This is a genomic window from Pseudomonas koreensis, assembly GCF_024169245.1.
Classification (GTDB): domain Bacteria; phylum Pseudomonadota; class Gammaproteobacteria; order Pseudomonadales; family Pseudomonadaceae; genus Aquipseudomonas; species Aquipseudomonas koreensis_F.
In genome coordinates, this window is record NZ_JALJWP010000001.1 from 850,554 (window position 1) to 869,337 (window position 18,784).

20 protein-coding genes are annotated in these 18,784 nt (G+C 61.7%); 5 read left to right on the forward strand and 15 right to left on the reverse strand.

All coding sequences use genetic code 11. The features are described 5' to 3' along the window. Window positions 1–188 precede the first annotated feature (188 nt). Window positions 189–2,057 carry a DEAD/DEAH box helicase gene (locus tag J2Y90_RS03945; protein ID WP_253496728.1) on the forward strand — a complete coding sequence of 623 codons (1,869 nt, stop codon included), beginning with the start codon at window positions 189–191 and terminating at the stop codon, window positions 2,055–2,057. A gap of 231 nt (window positions 2,058–2,288) precedes the next feature. Here J2Y90_RS03945 and J2Y90_RS03950 read toward each other — a convergent pair whose 3' ends face one another. Together J2Y90_RS03950 and J2Y90_RS03955 are read right to left on the reverse strand one after the other, a co-directional pair. Continuing rightward, window positions 2,289–2,867, reverse strand: a complete 579-nt coding sequence (locus tag J2Y90_RS03950) for a YceI family protein (protein WP_039757580.1) — start codon at window positions 2,865–2,867, stop codon at window positions 2,289–2,291. A 31-nt stretch (window positions 2,868–2,898) separates the two neighbouring features. After that, on the reverse strand, window positions 2,899–3,450 hold the full coding sequence (locus tag J2Y90_RS03955) for a cytochrome b (protein ID WP_110644415.1): 552 nt from the start codon (window positions 3,448–3,450) through the stop codon (window positions 2,899–2,901). A gap of 300 nt (window positions 3,451–3,750) precedes the next feature. On the opposite strand from J2Y90_RS03955, the gene J2Y90_RS03960 reads away from it, so the two are divergent. Beyond that, the gene (locus tag J2Y90_RS03960; protein WP_123417826.1) at window positions 3,751–4,248 is read left to right on the forward strand and encodes a hypothetical protein; all 498 of its coding nucleotides are present in this window, start codon (window positions 3,751–3,753) and stop codon (window positions 4,246–4,248) included. A gap of 22 nt (window positions 4,249–4,270) precedes the next feature. Here J2Y90_RS03960 and J2Y90_RS03965 read toward each other — a convergent pair whose 3' ends face one another. Both J2Y90_RS03965 and J2Y90_RS03970 read right to left on the reverse strand, forming a co-directional pair. Beyond that, window positions 4,271–4,429: a hypothetical protein gene (locus J2Y90_RS03965; RefSeq protein ID WP_253496731.1), complete on the reverse strand. Its 159-nt coding sequence runs from the start codon at window positions 4,427–4,429 to the stop codon at window positions 4,271–4,273. A gap of 182 nt (window positions 4,430–4,611) precedes the next feature. Then, window positions 4,612–6,369, reverse strand: a complete 1,758-nt coding sequence (locus J2Y90_RS03970; RefSeq protein ID WP_253496735.1) for a flavin monoamine oxidase family protein — start codon at window positions 6,367–6,369, stop codon at window positions 4,612–4,614. A gap of 222 nt (window positions 6,370–6,591) precedes the next feature. Here J2Y90_RS03970 and J2Y90_RS03975 point away from each other — a divergent pair, with 222 nt between their 5' ends. Further along, window positions 6,592–7,998 carry an adenosylmethionine--8-amino-7-oxononanoate transaminase gene (locus tag J2Y90_RS03975; protein ID WP_253496738.1) on the forward strand — a complete coding sequence of 469 codons (1,407 nt, stop codon included), beginning with the start codon at window positions 6,592–6,594 and terminating at the stop codon, window positions 7,996–7,998. A 133-nt stretch (window positions 7,999–8,131) separates the two neighbouring features. Then, complete coding sequence (locus tag J2Y90_RS03980) at window positions 8,132–8,851, forward strand: 16S rRNA (uracil(1498)-N(3))-methyltransferase (protein WP_065616484.1); 720 nt, start codon at window positions 8,132–8,134, stop codon at window positions 8,849–8,851. A 125-nt stretch (window positions 8,852–8,976) separates the two neighbouring features. Here the strand turns inward: J2Y90_RS03980 and trhA are convergent, their stop codons facing one another. Then, complete coding sequence (gene trhA, locus J2Y90_RS03985; protein ID WP_039757573.1) at window positions 8,977–9,594, reverse strand: PAQR family membrane homeostasis protein TrhA; 618 nt, start codon at window positions 9,592–9,594, stop codon at window positions 8,977–8,979. Between the two features lie 166 nt (window positions 9,595–9,760). Here trhA and J2Y90_RS03990 point away from each other — a divergent pair, with 166 nt between their 5' ends. Then, entirely contained in the window at window positions 9,761–10,681 is a 921-nt protein-coding gene (locus tag J2Y90_RS03990; protein ID WP_008083125.1) for a LysR family transcriptional regulator, read from the forward strand. Between the two features lie 114 nt (window positions 10,682–10,795). Here J2Y90_RS03990 and madM read toward each other — a convergent pair whose 3' ends face one another. The 10 genes from madM to J2Y90_RS04040 all read right to left on the reverse strand — a co-directional run bounded on the left by madM (window position 10,796) and on the right by J2Y90_RS04040 (window position 18,592). Then, window positions 10,796–11,560 carry a malonate transporter subunit MadM gene (gene madM, locus J2Y90_RS03995; protein WP_042606585.1) on the reverse strand — a complete coding sequence of 255 codons (765 nt, stop codon included), beginning with the start codon at window positions 11,558–11,560 and terminating at the stop codon, window positions 10,796–10,798. Window position 11,561: 1 nt separating this feature from the next. After that, window positions 11,562–11,978 carry a malonate transporter subunit MadL gene (madL, locus tag J2Y90_RS04000; protein WP_042606584.1) on the reverse strand — a complete coding sequence of 139 codons (417 nt, stop codon included), beginning with the start codon at window positions 11,976–11,978 and terminating at the stop codon, window positions 11,562–11,564. Window positions 11,979–12,043: 65 nt separating this feature from the next. Next, the gene (gene mdcH, locus J2Y90_RS04005) at window positions 12,044–12,964 is read right to left on the reverse strand and encodes a malonate decarboxylase subunit epsilon (protein WP_253496741.1); all 921 of its coding nucleotides are present in this window, start codon (window positions 12,962–12,964) and stop codon (window positions 12,044–12,046) included. Beyond that, the gene (locus J2Y90_RS04010; RefSeq protein ID WP_253496744.1) at window positions 12,961–13,581 is read right to left on the reverse strand and encodes a malonate decarboxylase holo-ACP synthase; all 621 of its coding nucleotides are present in this window, start codon (window positions 13,579–13,581) and stop codon (window positions 12,961–12,963) included. Before J2Y90_RS04010 ends, mdcH begins: the two co-directional genes overlap by 4 nt. Continuing rightward, window positions 13,575–14,360, reverse strand: coding sequence for a biotin-independent malonate decarboxylase subunit gamma (mdcE, locus tag J2Y90_RS04015; protein WP_253496747.1), 786 nt, complete (start codon window positions 14,358–14,360; stop codon window positions 13,575–13,577). The genes J2Y90_RS04010 and mdcE overlap by 7 nt, the downstream gene beginning before the upstream one ends. After that, window positions 14,357–15,208 carry a biotin-independent malonate decarboxylase subunit beta gene (locus tag J2Y90_RS04020; protein ID WP_253496750.1) on the reverse strand — a complete coding sequence of 284 codons (852 nt, stop codon included), beginning with the start codon at window positions 15,206–15,208 and terminating at the stop codon, window positions 14,357–14,359. The genes mdcE and J2Y90_RS04020 overlap by 4 nt, the downstream gene beginning before the upstream one ends. Continuing rightward, window positions 15,201–15,500 (reverse strand): malonate decarboxylase subunit delta, encoded by a 300-nt coding sequence (locus J2Y90_RS04025; RefSeq protein ID WP_056786420.1) that lies wholly within the window; start codon window positions 15,498–15,500, stop codon window positions 15,201–15,203. The genes J2Y90_RS04020 and J2Y90_RS04025 overlap by 8 nt, the downstream gene beginning before the upstream one ends. Next, window positions 15,500–16,357, reverse strand: coding sequence for a triphosphoribosyl-dephospho-CoA synthase (locus tag J2Y90_RS04030; RefSeq protein ID WP_253496753.1), 858 nt, complete (start codon window positions 16,355–16,357; stop codon window positions 15,500–15,502). The genes J2Y90_RS04025 and J2Y90_RS04030 overlap by 1 nt, the downstream gene beginning before the upstream one ends. Beyond that, entirely contained in the window at window positions 16,357–18,027 is a 1,671-nt protein-coding gene (mdcA, locus tag J2Y90_RS04035; RefSeq protein ID WP_042606577.1) for a malonate decarboxylase subunit alpha, read from the reverse strand. The genes J2Y90_RS04030 and mdcA overlap by 1 nt, the downstream gene beginning before the upstream one ends. Before the next feature lie 199 nt (window positions 18,028–18,226). Continuing rightward, complete coding sequence (locus J2Y90_RS04040) at window positions 18,227–18,592, reverse strand: DUF6124 family protein (protein ID WP_253496756.1); 366 nt, start codon at window positions 18,590–18,592, stop codon at window positions 18,227–18,229. Window positions 18,593–18,784: the final 192 nt, after the last annotated feature.

The window sequence follows — 18,784 nt, forward strand, 5'->3', positions numbered from 1 at the left end:
TCACGCCCGGACGCCCGGAACCGTAACAGGCCTCACGACCCGCTACAGCGCAGCTTTCAGCCCGCGCGAGCGCTCCTGACGAGCCTTCGGAACCGCCGCTGGACCGGACGGGATTGCGTCCTCTTAAACGTGATTCGCGCCAGGCAAGACTCCCATTGGGCCAAGCCCTAACTAAAACAGGATTACTCATGTCCTTTGCTTCCCTCGGTCTCTCCGAGGCTTTAGTCCGTGCCATCGAAGATGCGGGCTATACCGAGCCTACTCCGGTGCAACAGCGGGCCATTCCCGCCGTGTTGCAAGGTCGCGACCTGATGGTTGCGGCTCAGACAGGTACCGGTAAAACCGGCGGCTTCGCCCTCCCGATTCTGGAGCGGTTGTTCCCCAACGGTCACCCGGACAAATCCCAGCGTCATGGCCCGCGCCAACCGCGCGTACTGGTCCTGACCCCGACCCGCGAACTCGCGGCCCAGGTCCACGAGAGCTTCAAGATCTACGCCCGTGACCTGAAATTCGTCAGCGCCTGCATCTTCGGCGGCGTCGGCATGAACCCACAGGTCCAGGCCATGTCCCGTGGCGTCGACGTCCTCGTCGCCTGCCCGGGTCGTTTGCTCGACCTCGCCGGCCAGGGCAGCGTCGATCTCTCCCACGTCGAAATCCTCGTTCTCGACGAAGCCGACCGCATGCTCGACATGGGTTTCGTGCACGACGTGAAGAAAGTCCTCGCGCGCCTGCCGGCCAAGCGTCAGAACCTGCTGTTCTCGGCAACGTTCTCGAAAGACATCACCGATCTTGCCGGCAAACTGCTGCACAACCCGGAACGCATCGAAGTGACGCCGCCGAACACCACGGTCGAGCGCATCGAACAACGCGTGTTCCGCCTGCCGGCCAGCCACAAGCGTGCGCTACTGGCGCACCTGATCACCGCCGGCGCGTGGGAACAGGTACTGGTCTTCACCCGCACCAAGCACGGCGCCAACCGTCTCGCTGAATACCTGGACAAACACGGCCTGCCGGCGGTGGCGATCCACGGTAACAAGAGCCAGAACGCGCGCACCAAAGCTCTGGCCGACTTCAAGGCCGGCGAAGTGCGCATCCTGGTTGCCACCGACATCGCCGCCCGTGGTCTGGACATCGATCAGTTGCCGCATGTGGTCAACTTCGAGCTGCCGAACGTCGATGAAGACTACGTGCACCGTATCGGCCGCACCGGCCGCGCCGGTCGTTCGGGCGAGGCGATCTCGCTGGTCGCCCCGGACGAAGAAAAGCTGCTGAAAAGCATCGAACGCATGACCAAGCAGAAGATTGCCGACGGCGATCTGATGGGCTTCGACTCCAGCACCATCGAAGCCGAGAAGCCGGAAGCCCGCGAGCGTCCGGACATCCGCAACCCGCGCAATTCCCGTGGCCCGCGCGGCGACGGCCCGAATGGCGGCGGTGGTGGCGGTGGTCGCAAGGACAAAGGCAAAGACAAGGGCAAGGAAAAACCGGCCGGTGATCGTGGCGAGCGCCCTGCCCGTCAGCAAAAACCCCGCGAAGGCACGCCGAGTCGCGAACAGCGTCCGAGCCAGCCACCGCGTGCAGCGGCTGACCGTGCCCCGGACGAGTTCCTCGACGACGATATCGATAACTTCGGTAACCGCGTCGACTACGTGCCGAAGGCGGCTCCAGCTGGCGGCCGTGGCCGTCGTCCGGGCGCCCCGGCGCAAGGCGCAGGCACTGGCGCACCACGGGGCGGTCAGCCACAGGGTCGGCAGAACGGTCCGCGCAACAGCAACGGTTCGAGCACCGGCACCCCACCGGCCAAACGCAGCGGCCCGCGCAATGGCGCGCCGCGTGACGGTCAGGGTCGTCGTGACGAATCCGCCCCACGCAACCGCCGCCCGGCCCGTGACGATCAGCCACGTAGCGAACCGGCGGTGCAGAACCCGCGCAGCAACGGGCCGAAGATCATGCACAAGGAATCGAAAGCCGACCGCTTCCCGACGCCTGAGCAGCTCGACCAACTGCCGACCCGCCCGCGTGGCGAAAAACCAGCACTGCTGACCCGCAATCGCTGAGTTCAAGCCGCAATGAAAAATGCCCCGGTTCGAAAGAGCCGGGGCATTTTTTTGAGCACTGCAATGGTTTCATGTAGGAGCTGCAGAAGGCTGCGATCTTTTGATCTTGATCTTCAAAAATCAAGATCAAAAGATCGCAGCCTGCGGCAGCTCCTACAGGGGATCTGTGTTCTGGCAAAAAAAACGCCCCCGGCCTTGCGACCGGGGGCGTTTTTCAGGTGGCGGCGAAATTTATTTCGCTTTCACACCTTCAAACGAAACATACAGCTCGACCGCATCGGACTTCGGGCCGAGGTCTTTTTGCTTGCCGAAATCGGATCGCTTGATGGTGGTGGTGCCTTCGAAGCCGGCACGATAGCCGCCCCATGGATCCTTGCCTTCGCCCAGGAAGGTCGCCTTGACGACAACTGGCTTGGTCACGCCCAGCAGGGTCAGATCGCCGGTCACGTCGGCCGTGTTGGCACCAGTGGATTTGACGCTGGTGGATACGAAAGTGGCCTTGCCGAATTTGCTGGCGTTGAGGAAGTCAGCGCTGGCGATGTGCTTGTCGCGCTCGGCGTGGTTGGTGAACACGCTGGCAGTGTTGACGTTGAACTCGATCTTGCTGTCTTCAGGCTTGGCAGCGTCGAAGCTGAACTTGCCGTCGATGTCCTTGAAGGTACCGGTGATGTAGCTGTAGCCCAGGTGGCTGATCTTGAAGTCGACGAAGGCGTGCTGGCCTTCTTTGTCTACTACATAGTCAGCAGCCATTACGTTGGCGGACAGCACGGCAGAACCGATTGCCAGAGCGGCCAGAGTCTTTTTCAACATGCTTTCTTTTCCTTTGAGTCGAGGTTGAATTTCAGGCTTTGCGACCGAGCATTCGGGTCAGGGTCGCATCACGATCGATAAAGTGGTGCTTCAATGCTGCCAACGCATGGAGACCGGAAAAAATTACCAGTGCCCACGCCAGCCAGAGATGAATCACCCCAGCGGTATCTGCCTGATCCGGTAGTCCGGAGAGCAGAGCAGGAACTTCAAACAGGCCAAACACCGGGATCCCGACACCGTCTGCGGTGGAAATCAGGTAACCGGCAATCATCACAGCGAACAGCGCCAGATACAGAAACCCGTGACCGAATTTGGCCCCGATACGGGTCATGCGGCTGTAGCTTTGCAGCGTTGGCGGCGGCGGGCTGATGAAACGCCACAACACCCGCAACACCATCACAGCGAGCAGCACCAGGCCGATGCTCTTGTGCAGGTCCGGCGCGTCTTTGCGCCAGGTGCTGTAGTAATCCAGCCCGACCATCCACAGACCCAGCGCAAACAGCCCGAAGACCGCCAGCGCCACGCCCCAGTGCATGAAGATGCTGACCCAACCATAGCGCGAAGAAGAGTTACGTAGCTGCATTGCCCAAATCCTGTGAGAACTGCGAACCAAGACTAGCGAGTTATCTATCGAATTAAAGCGGAAAATTTTGCTTTGAAATATCGAGAAATACGATCAAGAGTCTGCGAGCGGGGTGTTAAGGAAGGATTAAAGGCGATTCCTGCGTGGAGCGCTTGTACAAATGACGGGGGCTGCATTGACCATCGTCATCTCTGCACACGCAGACGGCGAAACTCGCCCCTGATAACTATGTACCGCTGATGCGCAGTTCAAACCTGCTCGAATGATGCTTCTTTTCATTATTCAAACAGGCACGAAAACATGGCTCTGCGATATACGCCCTTTCAAGCAAGTGGTTCTTCTGTACTGCCGCCCAATCAAACGATGTCTGCGGGCCAATTCCTGCAATCCGAGAACGGTCGATTTCGTCTGATGCTGCAAAGCGACGGGAACCTCGTGCTCAAGGACGGTGAGGCGATCATCTGGATCGCCGACGCCAATCAACCTTACAGCGCAACTTTGCACCCGAAGAAGATGCGCGAGCCGCTGCAGTTTGTGATCAGCAACAGCGGCTTTCTTTATGACCCCTCCAGGCGACGATTATGGATCGCGGAAAGCACGCACAGCGCCGACAAGTCGCTTTGGTACAACACATACATGACTGTGCAGGACGATGGAAACCTGGTGATTTACGACCAGCGCACGGGCAGTCTGCGCTGGGCGCGTTTCGGTTTCATTCCCGGGCGCCTGCGCAAACCCAAGCAAAAGTGGCTGAGGAAACTGCCGAACGGAACAGAGTTCTTCAAGTGGGAGTTTTAACTGACCAGCCATTCATGGCCGGTCAGTTATGAAGTACCGCCGGCGGTTGCAGGCATTCGGCACTGTAGGGGTCTATCTGGCACTTGTGCGCCAGTTCAGAACCATAGCCGCCGGGGAAAAATTGCCCTTTGCTACATCCGGAAAGTGCAATCAAAACCAGTATCGCGATAAACGTTTGCATAGCATGCCTCCAATTTTTTCCAGCATAAAATTGGTGCGCTGGCAGCCGCTATCACCTGGTTCCGAGTGTCTTGTGGGAAGCCTCCGGTACGCAGGTAAGTCCCGTAACCGGATGACGAAGGACAGAAACGCAGGGCAAAAAAAACGCGACCCGAGGGCCGCGTTTTTCATGGGAACAAAGCCTTACTGCGCCTTGGTCTCGGTCGTTGCAGCAGGCTTGGCCGCTGGCTTCTTCGCCGGTTCAGCCTTCTTCGCCGCCGGCTTTTTCGTGTCGGTTTTTGCCGCCGGTTTCTTCGCCGCTGGCTTGGCCGCTGCTCTCTTCGCCGGTTCAGCTTTCACTGGGGCCGCTGGTTTCGGTGCTTCCACCGGAGCTGGCGCAGGTGCCGGGGTCGGTGCAGGCGCTGGAGCGACCGGAGCAGGTGCTGGCTCTGGCGCTTTCACTGGCTCAGGCTTCTTCTCGTCATCCGAGCCGCCGAACAGGTTAGTGAAGAAGTTGCCCTTCTTCGCCGCCGCCGCACCCGCCGCGCCTGCCGCAGCTGCAGCCGGCACCACTTTGACCGGTTCGAACGATTTGCCTGCCGCCAGATCTTCCACCTGGCTGGCCGCGCGCTGGCCGGTGCGCAGTGCGCCTTCGAGGGTGCCCGGGTACAAGGTGTCGGTGTGTTCGCCGGCGAACGCTACGCGTTGCAGCGGACGTTCCCACAGGCGCCAGAACTTGCTGATCTGCCCCGGGCCGTAAGCCAGGTAGGCGCCGCCCATCGACGGGTCGGTGCTGTAGCGACGGATTTCATAACCGGTGAACGAACCACGGGCCTGTGGATAAAACGCGTGCAGACGGATCAGCACTTGGTCGACCATCTGTTTGTCGCCGAACGCCTGCATCACACGAGCGTTGTCGCCGGACAGGTTGATCACCACGTTGGCGCCGCCCTTGAGCGCCGGCTCGATCCAGAGCATGCCCAGGCCAGTATTGCTGTAGATTTCGCCAGACATGCGCGACTTGCTTTCCCACACCGGCGTCTTGAATTTCAGCATGATCTGGTCGCGCCAGCCGTAGTTGGTGCCCTTGATCGCTGCCAGATGCTGAGCATCCAGTGCCGGGGTCAGCGAGATCTTGTTCAGTGCGCGCAGCGGCACCGCCAGCACCACGTAATCCGCCTGATAACCGACGCTGCCGACTTTGACGGTCACGCCGTCCTTGTCCTGGGTGATGGCCGAGACCGGCGAGCTGGTCTTGATGGTCTTGATCTGTTTGACGAAGGCCTGGGCCAGCACCTGGCTGCCGCCGACCAGACGCGAGGCGCGCAGGTCACGGTCAGAGACGCCGCGATAAACGCGGTTCTGCTGAGCGAAATACAGCAGCGACAGACGCGAAGGTTCGTCGTAGTGAGTGCGAATGTCCTGGTTGATCAGCTGACGCGCGGTGGCCGGCAGGTTCTGCTTGTCGAGCCAGCTCGATACGGTGATCTGATCCAGCGCATGCAGGGTGGCAGTCGCCGCCGGGTTCTGCGGATCGTCGATCGAGCGCGCCAGATCGTCGAGGGTGTTCTGGTAGCGCTTGAGCGCATCGGCGGTGGCGGGCTGCTTGGTGGCCAGATCAGCAGCGGAGAAATAATCGCCGTCGATCAGATAGCTCGGGGTACGGACGAATTCCGGCGCCGGCGTGGTGCCGAGCTTGAATGTCGACACGTACTTGTTCAGCACCGGCTGGGTCTTGTCGTTGCCGATCCACTCGCTGGTGGCCATGCCCGAGCGACCGCCCAGGCTCGGTTTGGCTTCCAGCAGGGTGACCTGCCAGCCTTTGTTCTGCAGCTCGTAAGCGGCAGTCAGACCCGACAGGCCACCGCCGATCACGATTGCGGTTTTATCCTTGGCCAGCGCCGTAACGCTGAACAGCCCCAACATCACCAGCGCACAGGCGCGCAGCCAACCGACAGACATTCAGCGAACTCCGGAAAACATGTGGGAAAAAGCAGTTTTGCGAGTCAGACGACTCAAAGAACCGCGAAGAATACGTTAGCCATCAAAACGCCGCCAGCGACGTCTATCGACTCAGACAAAGTAGCTCAATCGACACAATGGGTTGTTCCCGCGCGATGCATTGCATAGGCTTGCGCGATTGTTCGCCCGCGCCTGACGCGAGCCGCCTCGAGGAGACTGTAAATGGGCCTGAATAACCAGTGGATGCAACGCGATCTCGCGGTGTTGTGGCATCCCTGCACCCAGATGAAAGACCACGAACAGCTGCCGCTGATCCCGATCAAGCGCGGCGAAGGCGTCTGGCTCGAAGATTTCGAAGGCAAGCGCTACCTCGACGCGGTCAGCTCCTGGTGGGTCAATGTGTTCGGCCACGCCAACCCGCGCATCAACCAGCGCATCAAGGATCAGGTCGATCAACTTGAACACGTGATTCTCGCCGGTTTCAGTCATCAGCCGGTGATCGAGCTGTCCGAGCGCCTGGTGAAAATGACCCCCGAAGGCCTGAATCGGGTGTTTTACGCCGATAATGGCTCGTCGTGCATCGAAGTCGCACTGAAGATGAGCTTTCACTACTGGCTCAATCGCGGCCAGCCAAACAAGAAGCGCTTCGTCACCCTGACCAACAGCTACCACGGTGAAACCATGGCGGCGATGGCGGTCGGCGACGTGCCGCTGTTCACCGAGACCTACAAAGCCCTGCTGATGGACACCATCAAAGTGCCGAGCCCGGACTGTTACGGGCGCCCCGACGGCATGAGCTGGGAGGAACATTCGCGCAACATGTTCGCCGCCATGGAACAGACGCTGGCGGAGAATCATGACAGCGTCGCGGCAGTGATCGTCGAGCCGCTGATTCAGGGCGCCGGCGGCATGCGCATGTATCACCCGGTCTACCTCAAGCTGCTGCGCGAGGCCTGCGATCGTTACGGCGTGCACCTGATTCACGACGAAATCGCCGTCGGCTTCGGCCGCACCGGCACGATGTTCGCCTGCGAGCAGGCCGGCATCCGCCCGGACTTCCTCTGTCTGTCCAAAGCCCTCACCGGCGGCTACCTGCCGCTAGCCGCGTGCCTGACCACCGACGAGGTCTACAACGCGTTCTACGACGACTACCCGACCCTTCGCGCTTTCCTGCACTCGCACAGCTACACCGGCAACCCGCTGGCCTGCGCGGCGGCATTGGCGACGCTGGATATCTTCGAGCAGGACAACGTCATCGAGAACAACAAAGCCCTGGCTCAGCGAATGGCCTCGGCGACCGCGCATCTGGTCGATCACCCCAACGTGTCCGAAGTGCGCCAGACCGGCATGGTCTTGGCCATCGAGATGGTCAAGGATAAAGCCACGAAAGAAGCCTACCCTTGGCAGGAACGACGCGGTTTGAAGGTGTTCCAGCATGCGCTGGAGCGTGGCGCGTTGTTGCGGCCGCTGGGCAGCGTGGTGTACTTCCTGCCGCCGTATGTGATCACCCCGGAGCAGATCGACTTTCTGGCCGAAGTGGCCAGTGAAGGCATCGACATTGCGACGCGTGACAGCGTCAGTGTCGCGGTACCGAAAGATTTCCATCCCGGTTTCCGTGATCCTGGCTAACCGTAATTTCTCGTTCCCACGCTCCGCGTGGGAACGCAGCCCGGGACGCTCCGCGTCCCAAAAGCGGACGCAGAGCGTCCGGTGAGGCATTCCCACGCGGAGCGTGGGAACGATCTAATCTGAGAGACCCGAAATGAGACTGTCCCGCTTCTTTATCGACGCCCCGCTGAGCACCGGCGAACACGAACTGCCGGAAGCCCAGGCGCATTACATCAGCCGCGTGCTGCGCATGGCCGAGGGCGATGCGGTGCAGTTGTTCGACGGTTCCGGCCATGAGTTTCGCGGTTCGCTCGTCGAAGTCGGCAAGAAGCGCGTCGTCGTGCAGATCGACGAGCAATTCGCCGGACAGGTCGAATCGCCGCTGCAGATCCACCTGGGCCAGGGCCTGTCCCGTGGCGAGCGCATGGACTGGGCGATTCAGAAAGCCACCGAGCTGGGCGTGAATGAAATCACGCCGATCTTCAGTGACCGCTGTGAAGTCCGCCTCAAGGACGAACGCGCCGACAAACGCCTGCTGCACTGGCGCCAGGTAGCGATCAGCGCGTGCGAGCAATGTGGGCGCTCGCGGGTGCCGGTAATTCATCCGCCAGTGTTGTTGGCGGACTGGATCAAGCAGACTGAAGCGGAGTTGAAGCTGGTGTTGCATCCGGTGGCAGAGCCGCTGGTCAGCCATGCCAGACCGGCGACGCTGGCGTTCCTGATCGGGCCGGAAGGTGGCTTGTCAGATGGCGAAGTCGAGCAGGCCAAGGCCAACGGCTTCCACGCCGCCCGCCTCGGCCCACGGGTGCTGCGCACCGAGACCGCGCCGGTGGTGGCATTGGCTGTTGCACAACAGCTTTGGGGTGACTTTTAGAGTCTCGATTGGAATACGTCCCTGTAGGAGTGAGCCTGCTCGCGATAGCGGTGTATCAGCCACCACTCATTGACTGAACTGACGCAATCGCGAGCAGGCTCACTCCTACAAGGGAATGGCGGTGTTTAGAGGACGTAGAACAGAATCGCGACAAAGTGCAGCAGACTCCCGGCGATCACGAACAGATGCCAGATGCCATGGGCATGCCGCAAGCGGTGATCCAGGGCGAAAAAGATAATCCCTACCGTATACAGCACGCCGCCCGAGGCCAGCCAGGCAAACCCCGCCGTCCCGAGTGCTGCAATCAGCGGTTTGACCGCGACCAGCACGATCCAGCCCATCACCGCGTAAATCACGATCGAAAGAATCCGCGCCTCGGAGCGCGGTTTGATCTCTTGCAGAATGCCGATCAACGCCAGCCCCCAGACAATCCCGAACAGCGTCCAGCCCCACGGCCCGCGTAACGTCACCAGGCAGAACGGCGTGTAGCTGCCGGCGATCAGCAGGTAGATCGAAAAATGATCGACCTTCTTCATGATCGCTTTCTTGCGCCCGCGCACGCTGTGGTACACGGTCGAAGCGCTGTACAGCACCAGCAAGGTGAACGCATAAATCGCCACGCTGACAATCTTCCATGGACTGCCGTCGAGGCTGGCGATTACCAGCATCCACACGCCGCCGATAAACGCGGCGATGGCTCCAACCAGATGGGTCCACGCGTTGAGTTTTTCCCCGTGATACATGTATTGCTCACCTCACATTCGTTACCGCAGCGCGCAAGGCTCGGGCCTTGAGCGTAAAAGCGCAATGTTTCCGTTTAAAAGATCAAAAGATCGCAGCCTGCGGCAGCTCCTACAAAGCGCCACGCATACCGTGCACAATCGGCCGATACCAAAAAGAGTCCGCGCCATGCTGATCGACGAAGAATTGACCCTGAAAAAACTCGAGGTGTTCCTCGCCTTCATGCGCACCGGCAACCTCGCCCGCGCCGCCGCCGAATTGCAGACCAGCAACGTCAGCGTGCACCGCGCCATCCACTCTCTGGAAAGCGCCTTGCGTTGCCCGCTGTTCAAACACGAGGGGCGCAACCTGACGCCGCTGGAAAGCGCTTACGTGCTGGAAGAGCGTGCGCAGAAGCTGATCAACGACGTGGTCGAAAGCGTGCGCCTGACCCGCGAAGCTGCCGGATTCTCCGCCGAGCGTTTCAAGCTCGGCTCGCTGTATTCGCTGACGGTGAAGACCGTGCCGCAGCTGATCATGGGCCTGAAAATCCGCCGCAGCGAACTCAACATCGACCTGATCCTCGGCTCAAACATCGACCTGCTCTACAAGCTGAAAAACATGGAAGTCGACGCGATTCTGGTGTCGCTGGACGACAGCATCAACGATCCCGATTGCGAACAGATTGCGCTGTTTTCCGACGACATTTTCCTCGCCACTCCGGCCGATTCAAAATTCGCTCAGCGCAGTGAAGTGGATCTGGCGGAAGTGCGCGATGAAACTTTCATCACCCTGACCCAGGGCTTCGCCACGCATCAGGACGGTGTGCGGGTGTTCAAGCAGGCAGGGTTCGAGCCGAAGGTGGCGATGCAGGTCAATGACATTTTCACTTTGCTGAGCATGGTCAGCTCAGGGGTGGGCTACGCCTTGTTGCCGGGGCGGATTGCGGCGGTGTACGAGAACCGGGTGAAGCTCATCCCGTTGCAGGAGAAGTACCGCTTGCAGCAGCACATTGGCGTGGTGTTTCTCAAGGCCAAGGAGCGTGATCCGAATCTGCTGGCGTTGCTGGCGGAGTGTCGGATGTATGCCAATCGCCAGATCACCCCATGATCGTTCCCATGCTCCGCGTGGGAATGCCTCAATGGACGCTCCGCGTCCGCTTTGGGACGCAGAGCGTCCCGGGCTGCATTCCCACGCAGAGCGTGGGAACGATCAGTTAGAGGCTCAACCGACAATCGCGCGAACAATGAAGAACAACAGCGACGGCCCCAGCAAACACCCAAGACCGGTATGAAAGGTAGCCGTCAACGCCCCGTACGGCACCAAGCGCCGATCCGTCGCCGCCAGCCCCGCGGTCACGCCACTCACCGTCCCGGCCAGCCCGCCAAAGACCATCGCCGAACGCGGATTGTCCAGACCCATCCAGCGCGCCGCAACCGGGGTGCCGACCATCACCAGAATCGCCTTGATCAACCCGGTGGCAATCGACAACGCCATCACATCCGAGGTCGCGCCGATCGCCGCACCGGTCACCGGCCCGACGATGTAAGTCACCGCACCCGCGCCGATGGTGGTCATGCTCACCGCGTCGCGATAACCGAAGGTCCAGGCCATGCACGCGCCGACAATGAACGGCAGGATCGTGCCCAGCAGCAAGGCGATCACGCCGATCATGCCGGCCTTCTTCGCTTCGGTGGCCTGCACTTCGAATGCGGTGGCGACGATGGCGAAGTCACGCAACATTGCCCCGCCCATCAGGCCGATGCCGGAGAACAGCGTCAGATCGGCCAGGCCTTTCTGTCCGCCGGTCATGGTGCCGCCGACCCAGGCCAGCACCAGGCCGATGACGATGGCAATCGCCGAGCCGTGGATGCGTCCGAAGGTCAGACGCCTGGAGAGAATCACCGACACCCACATGATCACGCCGACGAAGGCGAATGCGGTGATCAGCCCATTGTGCTCCAGACCTTTTTCGATGAGATCCCACATGTCAGCGACCTCCTACCGGGGTGCCGACCGGGGAAATTTCCGCCGGTTCGTCGGGCAACGGTTCGCCCTTGTGAGTGCGGCTGATCAGGGCAATCGTGCAACCACAAACCGCCACGGAGCCGATTGCCGCCAGCACCGCCACCGGGCCGCCGTGCAGGGCGGTGACGACGTTCTGCTGCGCGGCCATTGCCACCACCACCGGAATGTACATCGCGCCCCAGAAGCCGACGCCCATCTCGCAATCCTTGGTCATGCCGCCGCGCTTTTGCATCCACAAGCGCGCGCAGATCAGCAGGATCATCGCAATGCCGACCCCGCCGACGTTGGATTTGACGCCCAGCAACACGCCAAGCATGTCACCCATGATCACCCCTGCCAGCGTACAGATCGCCAGCAGCGCCACACCGTAAATAATCATTGTTGTAGTCCTCAAAGTGCATCGTCGAATGTTGTTTTTGTTGTTCGAAGCTTGAGTCGGCGGTTTTAGAGTTGGCGGCCACCCTCCTCGCGCAACAGCGCTTGCAGGGTGTCTAGGCGGGCACTGTCGAAGGCAGTGACGGTGCCCTGCTCGAACACCCGGCGCGCCAGCCCGGTCAGCACCGCACCGGGCGGCAGTTCGATCTGTAGACGCACGCCGCGCTCGTAGGCGCTTTGCACGGTGCCGCGCCAATCCACCACCCGGCACATGTTGAAAGCGAGGTCATCGCGCAGCGCTTCGACTTTGGTCACAGGCCGCGCGCGACTGCCGCTCAGATAAGCGATTTTCGGGTTCTTCAGTTCAACCTTGGCGAAGGCGTCGGCAAGCGCCTGCGCCGGTTTTTCCAGCAATGGGCAATGCGACGGCACGCTCACCGCCAGCCGTTTCGCCACTCCGGCGCCGCGACCGCGCGCCAGTTCGGCCACCGCTTGCATGGCCTTGTCGCTGCCGGCAATCACCACTTGGTTATCGGCGTTGATGTTGGCCAGATACACCGGCGTTTCTTCACTGTGCACCTGGGCCAGTAGCGTTTCCACTGTGGATAATTGCAGACCGATGATCGCGGTCATGCCGTAGCCCTGTGGATAAGCCTGCTGCATCAGCTCACCGCGCAGGCTGACCAGATGCAGCGCATCGCTGAAACTCAACGCCCCCGCCACCACCGCCGCCGGATAAGCGCCGATGGACAGGCCGGCGACGTAATCCGCAGCCAGTTCATCCTGCAATAACTGCCGTGAGCCAGCGACACCGGCGATCAGCAGGCACAGCTGAACCGCTCTGGTCGTGCGCAATGCCTCGGCACAATCCAGCAGCAAGACATCCTCGCCGAGCACATCACTGGCCTCGACCAGCGTTTCCCTTGGCAAGCGCTGGAGCATGCCGGATTGCTGCGCGCCCTGGCCGGGAAACACCAGCAAACTGCTCACGCTGCTTGCTCCTGCGGGTTCCACGGGTCCGTCACCAGACACGCCTGATGGGCATTTTTCAGCAGCACTCGGGACGAACCACGGGCCCATTCGCGCAAGGCCACCGCACCGAATGGCGTCTGCAATTGCGCGTCGACCCGGCACACGGTTTGATCAAAAAGCGCGACCAGTTCGCGTGCCTGATCACGGCGGATCATCTGCGGCGTACGCAGGATCAAATCGAGATCGCTGGCAGCGTGCATCGCGGCAAAGCCACTGGCCAATTCAAATCCGACACTGCCGCTGACACCCCAGACCCAGCCGCAATCGTCGAGCAGCGGTCGCAGCTGTTGCAGCGCCTGCATCACCGGCAAATCACGCGGGCTGTCGACATGACACAGCGCTTCAGGACTGACCTGCAGGGCAATCGAATCAACCGGCATGAACGCCGCCAGGCGCTGCTCGCGCAAAACACCACGCACACCCACCGCGACAAAACCGGCAGCACTCAAAGCCCGCCGCACCACCACCGGTTGCCCAGCCGCCAGCACCTCGACCGCCCACGCCGGCGCATCTGCCGGCAACTGCGCCGGTGTCATACCCCAGAGCAGATCGTGGGCCAGGGGCAGGTTCACCACTGCGCCCTCAGCAGTTCGCGGACGCGGCTGGAAGCAGCACGATTGCTCGCACCGAGGCGCCCTTTCAAATCACTGCTGCTCACATCATCGATCGCCTGCTCCAGGCACTCGCGCACCCGCGCCAGATCTTCCGCCGTCGGCTGTTCAATCTGCTGCACCGAGAGAGTTTCCCAAAGCAGACCGAGGCTGGCGTAGCTGTCGATGTCGTAGGCCATGGGCGGCACGCTGGCGGCCAGCGCTTCCAGCTCTTCAACACTGCGCAATGTCACCCGCGCCGCCGAGGCCTTGCCCATCGCGTGCACCATCACACCGGGATCACGCAAAGCAATCAGCCGATTGGCCTGATAACCATGCGCGAGAAATGCGCCCGACATCGCTTTACCCACCAGCAGCGCAATCACCGGATGCCCGGCCAGACGCGCCCGGGCATAACTGTCCGCCGCGCCAGCCAGGGCCTGATGAATGCCGAGGGCTTCTTCACGCCGGCCATACGCCTGACTCGGCACATCGACGATGGCGATGATCGGGCGCTTCCGCGCGTTGTCGCGATCGGCGCTGATCGCGTCATCCACAGCCTTGGCCAGACCCCAGCCTTCGAGCAAGCCGACTTCGCCGTTTCGGGCGCGAGGGAAACGATTGTCCGGATCGGCGACCACGGCGATAAAACGCCCCAGCTCAGCGTCAGCCACCCGCAACGACGGCGGTAGACCTTCAACGCTTTCAGCGCCAGCGCTCAAGGCGTTGAACCAGTGCAAACCGCGCAGTGAATAGCCACTCATGAGCGCTCTCCTTGATACAGATCGCGAACCACCGACGGTTCGATTTGCTGGTCAGTGTTCAGCTTGCCGATGCGTTGCAGAAACCACTCGGCGCGCTGGCTGCGCGGCTGTACCGGCAAGCCTAGCTGGAGCAATTCTCCGACCTGCTGACGAATCTGCGCCACGTCATCGCCGACATAACGATCCACCAGACCACTGTTGAAACGCTGTTCGCCGCCGGTCAGGCTCCAGATGAATGGCCGGTCGCGGGAGTCGTATTCCTCGATCCCGGCTTCCTGCTCGATCACCTGCGGGCCGTTCAGGCCGAGACGTGCTTCCTGGGTCACCAGCAGATAGCTGCACAGCGCTGCGGCAATCGACATGCCGCCGAAGCAACCGACACTGCCGGCGACCACGCCGACCACCGGTTGGTATTGCTGCAAATCGACAATCGCCGCGTGAATATCGGCAATCGCCGCGAGGCCGAGATTGGCTTCCTGCAAGCGCACGCCGCCGGTTTCCAGCAGCAACACCGCACGGGTGACGATGCCGTTGCGGTTGTCTTCGGCGGCCAGTTCCAGCGCGCCGGCAATCTTCGCCCCGCCGACTTCGCCAAGGCTGCCGCCCTGGAATGCGCCTTCAATCGCCGCGATCACTACCGGCAGACCGTCAAGACTGCCCTTGGCGATGATCACGCCGTCGTCGGCCTGGGGCACCACACCCTGGCGTTCGAGCCATGGCGACATCACCCGTTGAAACGGATCGAGCAGTTCGCGAAAGGTCTCGGCGTCGAGCAAGGCTTTCGCCCGCTGTCGCGCACCGAGCTCGACGAAGCTGTGTTTGTTGAGCAACGCTGCGCTGTCAGTCATGGCCGATCTCCTCGAAACCCTGCTCCAGCCGCAAGCGCACCACACCCGGCGTCGCGCCGAAATCGTGGATGTCGATGGCCATCGCCGGCGGCGTGGTGCCGTCGAACATCCGCGCAAACAGGTGTTGCCAGCGCTGCTGCGCGCCGTTGACCGAGGTCTGCACATTGATCGTCAGCTTGCCGGCGAGGCCCGGTTCGATCAGCACTTCCAGATCACCCGAACCGACACAACCGACCAGCGCACGACCGCGTGGCGGCTGCCCGGCGGGGAATTCAAACGATAGGCTTTCCATCAAAATGCTCCCTGAACAATGCCGTCGCGCTCGATGCGATCGAGCAGCAGCGTGGCTGCGAGCAAGTCGGCGGCGCCACCGGGCGAGGCATTCAATGCGATGAGTTGTTGATCCAGTTCGTGCAGGCGCCGGCGACCGCTGAGGCTGGCGCTGCCGCCGGCGTCGAGCACCGCTTGCGCCCCCGACTGCATGGCGTGCAGGCCGGGTTCGCCAGCGCGGTAGAGCACGCAGGTGTCGGCCAGCTCGGTCATGATCGCCAGCAAGGCGTCGAGTCGGGCGTTCTGTTCGCCGTGGCCGTTGGCGCGACTTTTGTGCAGTTGCGGCAGGCCGCGTTGCAGCACGGACGGAAAGCCCAGTTGCGCTTCTTCGCGGGCACCGTGTGCGCCGTAGCGCTGGGCAACTTGTGCGCCGTGGCTGAGCGGTTTCGGTGCGTAGCGGTCGTCGAGCAGTGCCAGGCGTGCGGCACACAGGGCGATGGATTTCGGTTGCAGCGCGGCGGCCGTCACCAACAGTCCCAACGCCCAGATCGCGCCGCGATGGGTGTTGACGCCGTTGGTGGTCACAAGCATGGCTTGCTCGCCTTCACGGCCGATGCGACCAATCGCTTCGCGCAACGGCAAACCGACTTCGCCAATGTCCAGCGCTGCCTCGGCCATTTCCTTGAACGCTGGCCACAAGGCCAACGCGGACGCGTGCATCAGGCCCAGGTGCAGATCGGTGTGTGCGCCATTGCCGCGACGATCAACCAGCGCCGGTTTCGGCGACAGATCCGCTTCGTCGATCAGCGCGTCCACTGCCAGATCGGCCAATCGATCAGCCAGTGACAGCGGTTGCGCTTGCAGGTTGAATGCGTGCATTACCAGCTCCTGAATTTGGCGGGCGGGTTATAGAGACCGCCGGACCACTCGACCAGATCGGCCACGCTTTTCGCTGCGAGCAATTCGCGGGTGGCGTCGGTGCGGCGGATGCCAAGGTCTTCGGGCAAGGCGATCAGGCCTTCGCGGCGCATGCGTTCGGTGTCTTTCGGGTTGTGCCGCAGGCCGATGGCGGTAACGCCGGCCACCGCTGCGATCATCGCCTGGCGCTCTTCCAGCGAGCGCGCCTTGTACAGATAGGCAATGCCTTCTTCGGTGAGCAGGTGGGTGACGTCGTCGCCGTAGATCATGATCGGTGCCAGCGGCATGCCGCTTTTCTTCGCCACTTCGACCGCGTCGAGGGTTTCGACGAAGGTCGGTTTGCCGCCCTCCTGGAACGTCTCGACCATTTGCACCACGAGTTTCCTGCCGCGTTCGAGCATCGGTTGCGGCGCATCGGCGTGGCGCATGTCCAGCCACGCCGGAGTACCGTGACGCCGACCGCGCGGGTCGTGGCCCATGTTCGGCGCGCCACCGAAACCGGCGAGACGGCCACGGGTCACGGTCGAGGAATGGCCGTCGCCATCGACCTGCAATGTCGCGCCGATAAACAGATCCACCGCGTATTGCCCGGCGAGTTGGCAGACCATGCGGTTGGACCGCAGCGAACCGTCGCGGCCGGTGAAGAACACATCTGGCCGCGCGGCAATGTAATTTTCCATGCCCAGTTCGGTGCCGAAGCAATGCACGCTTTCGACCCAGCCGCTCTCGATCGCCGGGATCAGCGTCGGGTGCGGGTTGAGCGTCCAGTTGCGGCAGATCTTGCCCTTTAACCCGAGGGATTCGCCGTAGGTCGGCAGGATCAATTCGATGGCCGCCGTGTTGAAACCGATGCCGTGGTTGAGCGACTGCACGTTGTGTTTTTCGTAAATGCCACGGATCGCCATCATCGCCATCAGCACATGCACAGGCTTGATGTGGCGCGGGTCGCGGGTGAACAGCGGTTCGATGTAGAACGGCTTGTCGGCCACCACCACGAAGTCGACCCACGACGCCGGAATGTCCACGCGAGGGAGTTCGCTGACGTCGTCGACCAGTTGGTTGACCTGAACGATGACGATGCCGTCGCTGAACGCTGCCGGCTCAATCAACGCCGGGGTGTCTTCGGTGCTGGGGCCGGTATAGATGTTGCCGGCACGATCAGCCATGAACCCGGCCGAGAGCACGACGTTGGGGATCAGGTCCACGACGAGGCGGGCGTAGAGTTCGATGTACGTGTGGATCGCGCCGACTTCGAGCAAGCCATCTTCGAGCAACTGGCTGATGCGCAGGCTCTGGGTGCCGGCGAAGGAGAAATCGAGCTTGCGGGCGATGCCGCGTTCGAACAGGTCAAGGTGCTCGGAGCGGCCAACGCTGGGCATGATCATATGCAGATCGTGGAGTGTGGCCGGATCGGCCTTGGCCAGCGAGCGCGAAAGGAAATCCGCCTGCTTCTGGTTGTTGCCCTCGAGCACCACGCGATCGCCGGGATGGATCAACGCTTCGAGCGCGGCGACGATTTTGTCACTGGGCAACACCGCGCCATCGGCCAGCCCGCGCACCTTGTCGAGCCGGCGCTGCTTCTCGTCACGCCGCCGCGTCCAGCGCGAGTCGGGGGAAATTGTTGTTGTCATGCTCACTCCACGGGGTTCGCTGTCGTGGAGCCAAGTTAGGCGTGTGCGGTCAGGGCATCAATCAAGCTGGGTGGTGAATCATTACGCTGAGCGTAACGTTTTAAATAGCTATCGCGAGCAGGCTCACTCCTACATTTTGGAATGCGTTCCCCTGTAGGAGTGAGCCTGCTCGCGATGGCCTCGGTGGGCTCACCACATCTCAGTCGGTTGGCACCATTTTGTCCAGCACCCGGTTCACCGCCATCTCCGCCACCATGACAATCTGCGCGATGCCCTGCAGGGTCTTGCGCTGTGAGCCGTCCACCGAGGCGGCGTGGTTGTGCAACATGACTGTCGCCGAACCCAGGGTTTCGCAGGCGTCGGCCAGCAAGGACTCGGTGTCGGCCTCGGGATTGGCCATGTACAGCGTGTTGGGGGTGTACGGCGGGGCCATGAAGTCGGGGCTGGGCGGGCCGAGGTAATGGTCGAGGGCGCGCTCGGCGGCTTCGTGGAATTTCTTTGAGTCGGGGGATTCGTAGGGGGATGCCGGGTCTTTGGTCGGCGGGTTTGGCGATGGTTTTTTCATTTTCAGGTTCCGGATAAAGCCGCAACCGCTTCTCTGCTAAAAGAAGGGTGGCAGCTGAACGCAGGTTAGCAGACCGGGGAACCTAAGGAAGCCGGCGCGCCGAAGCGCCCTGCGCACAGCCGCCATCGAGTGCAGGCGTGAAGCCTGACTGACGGTGCTCGTGCAACCTTAGATTAACCACGGGCTGCTAAA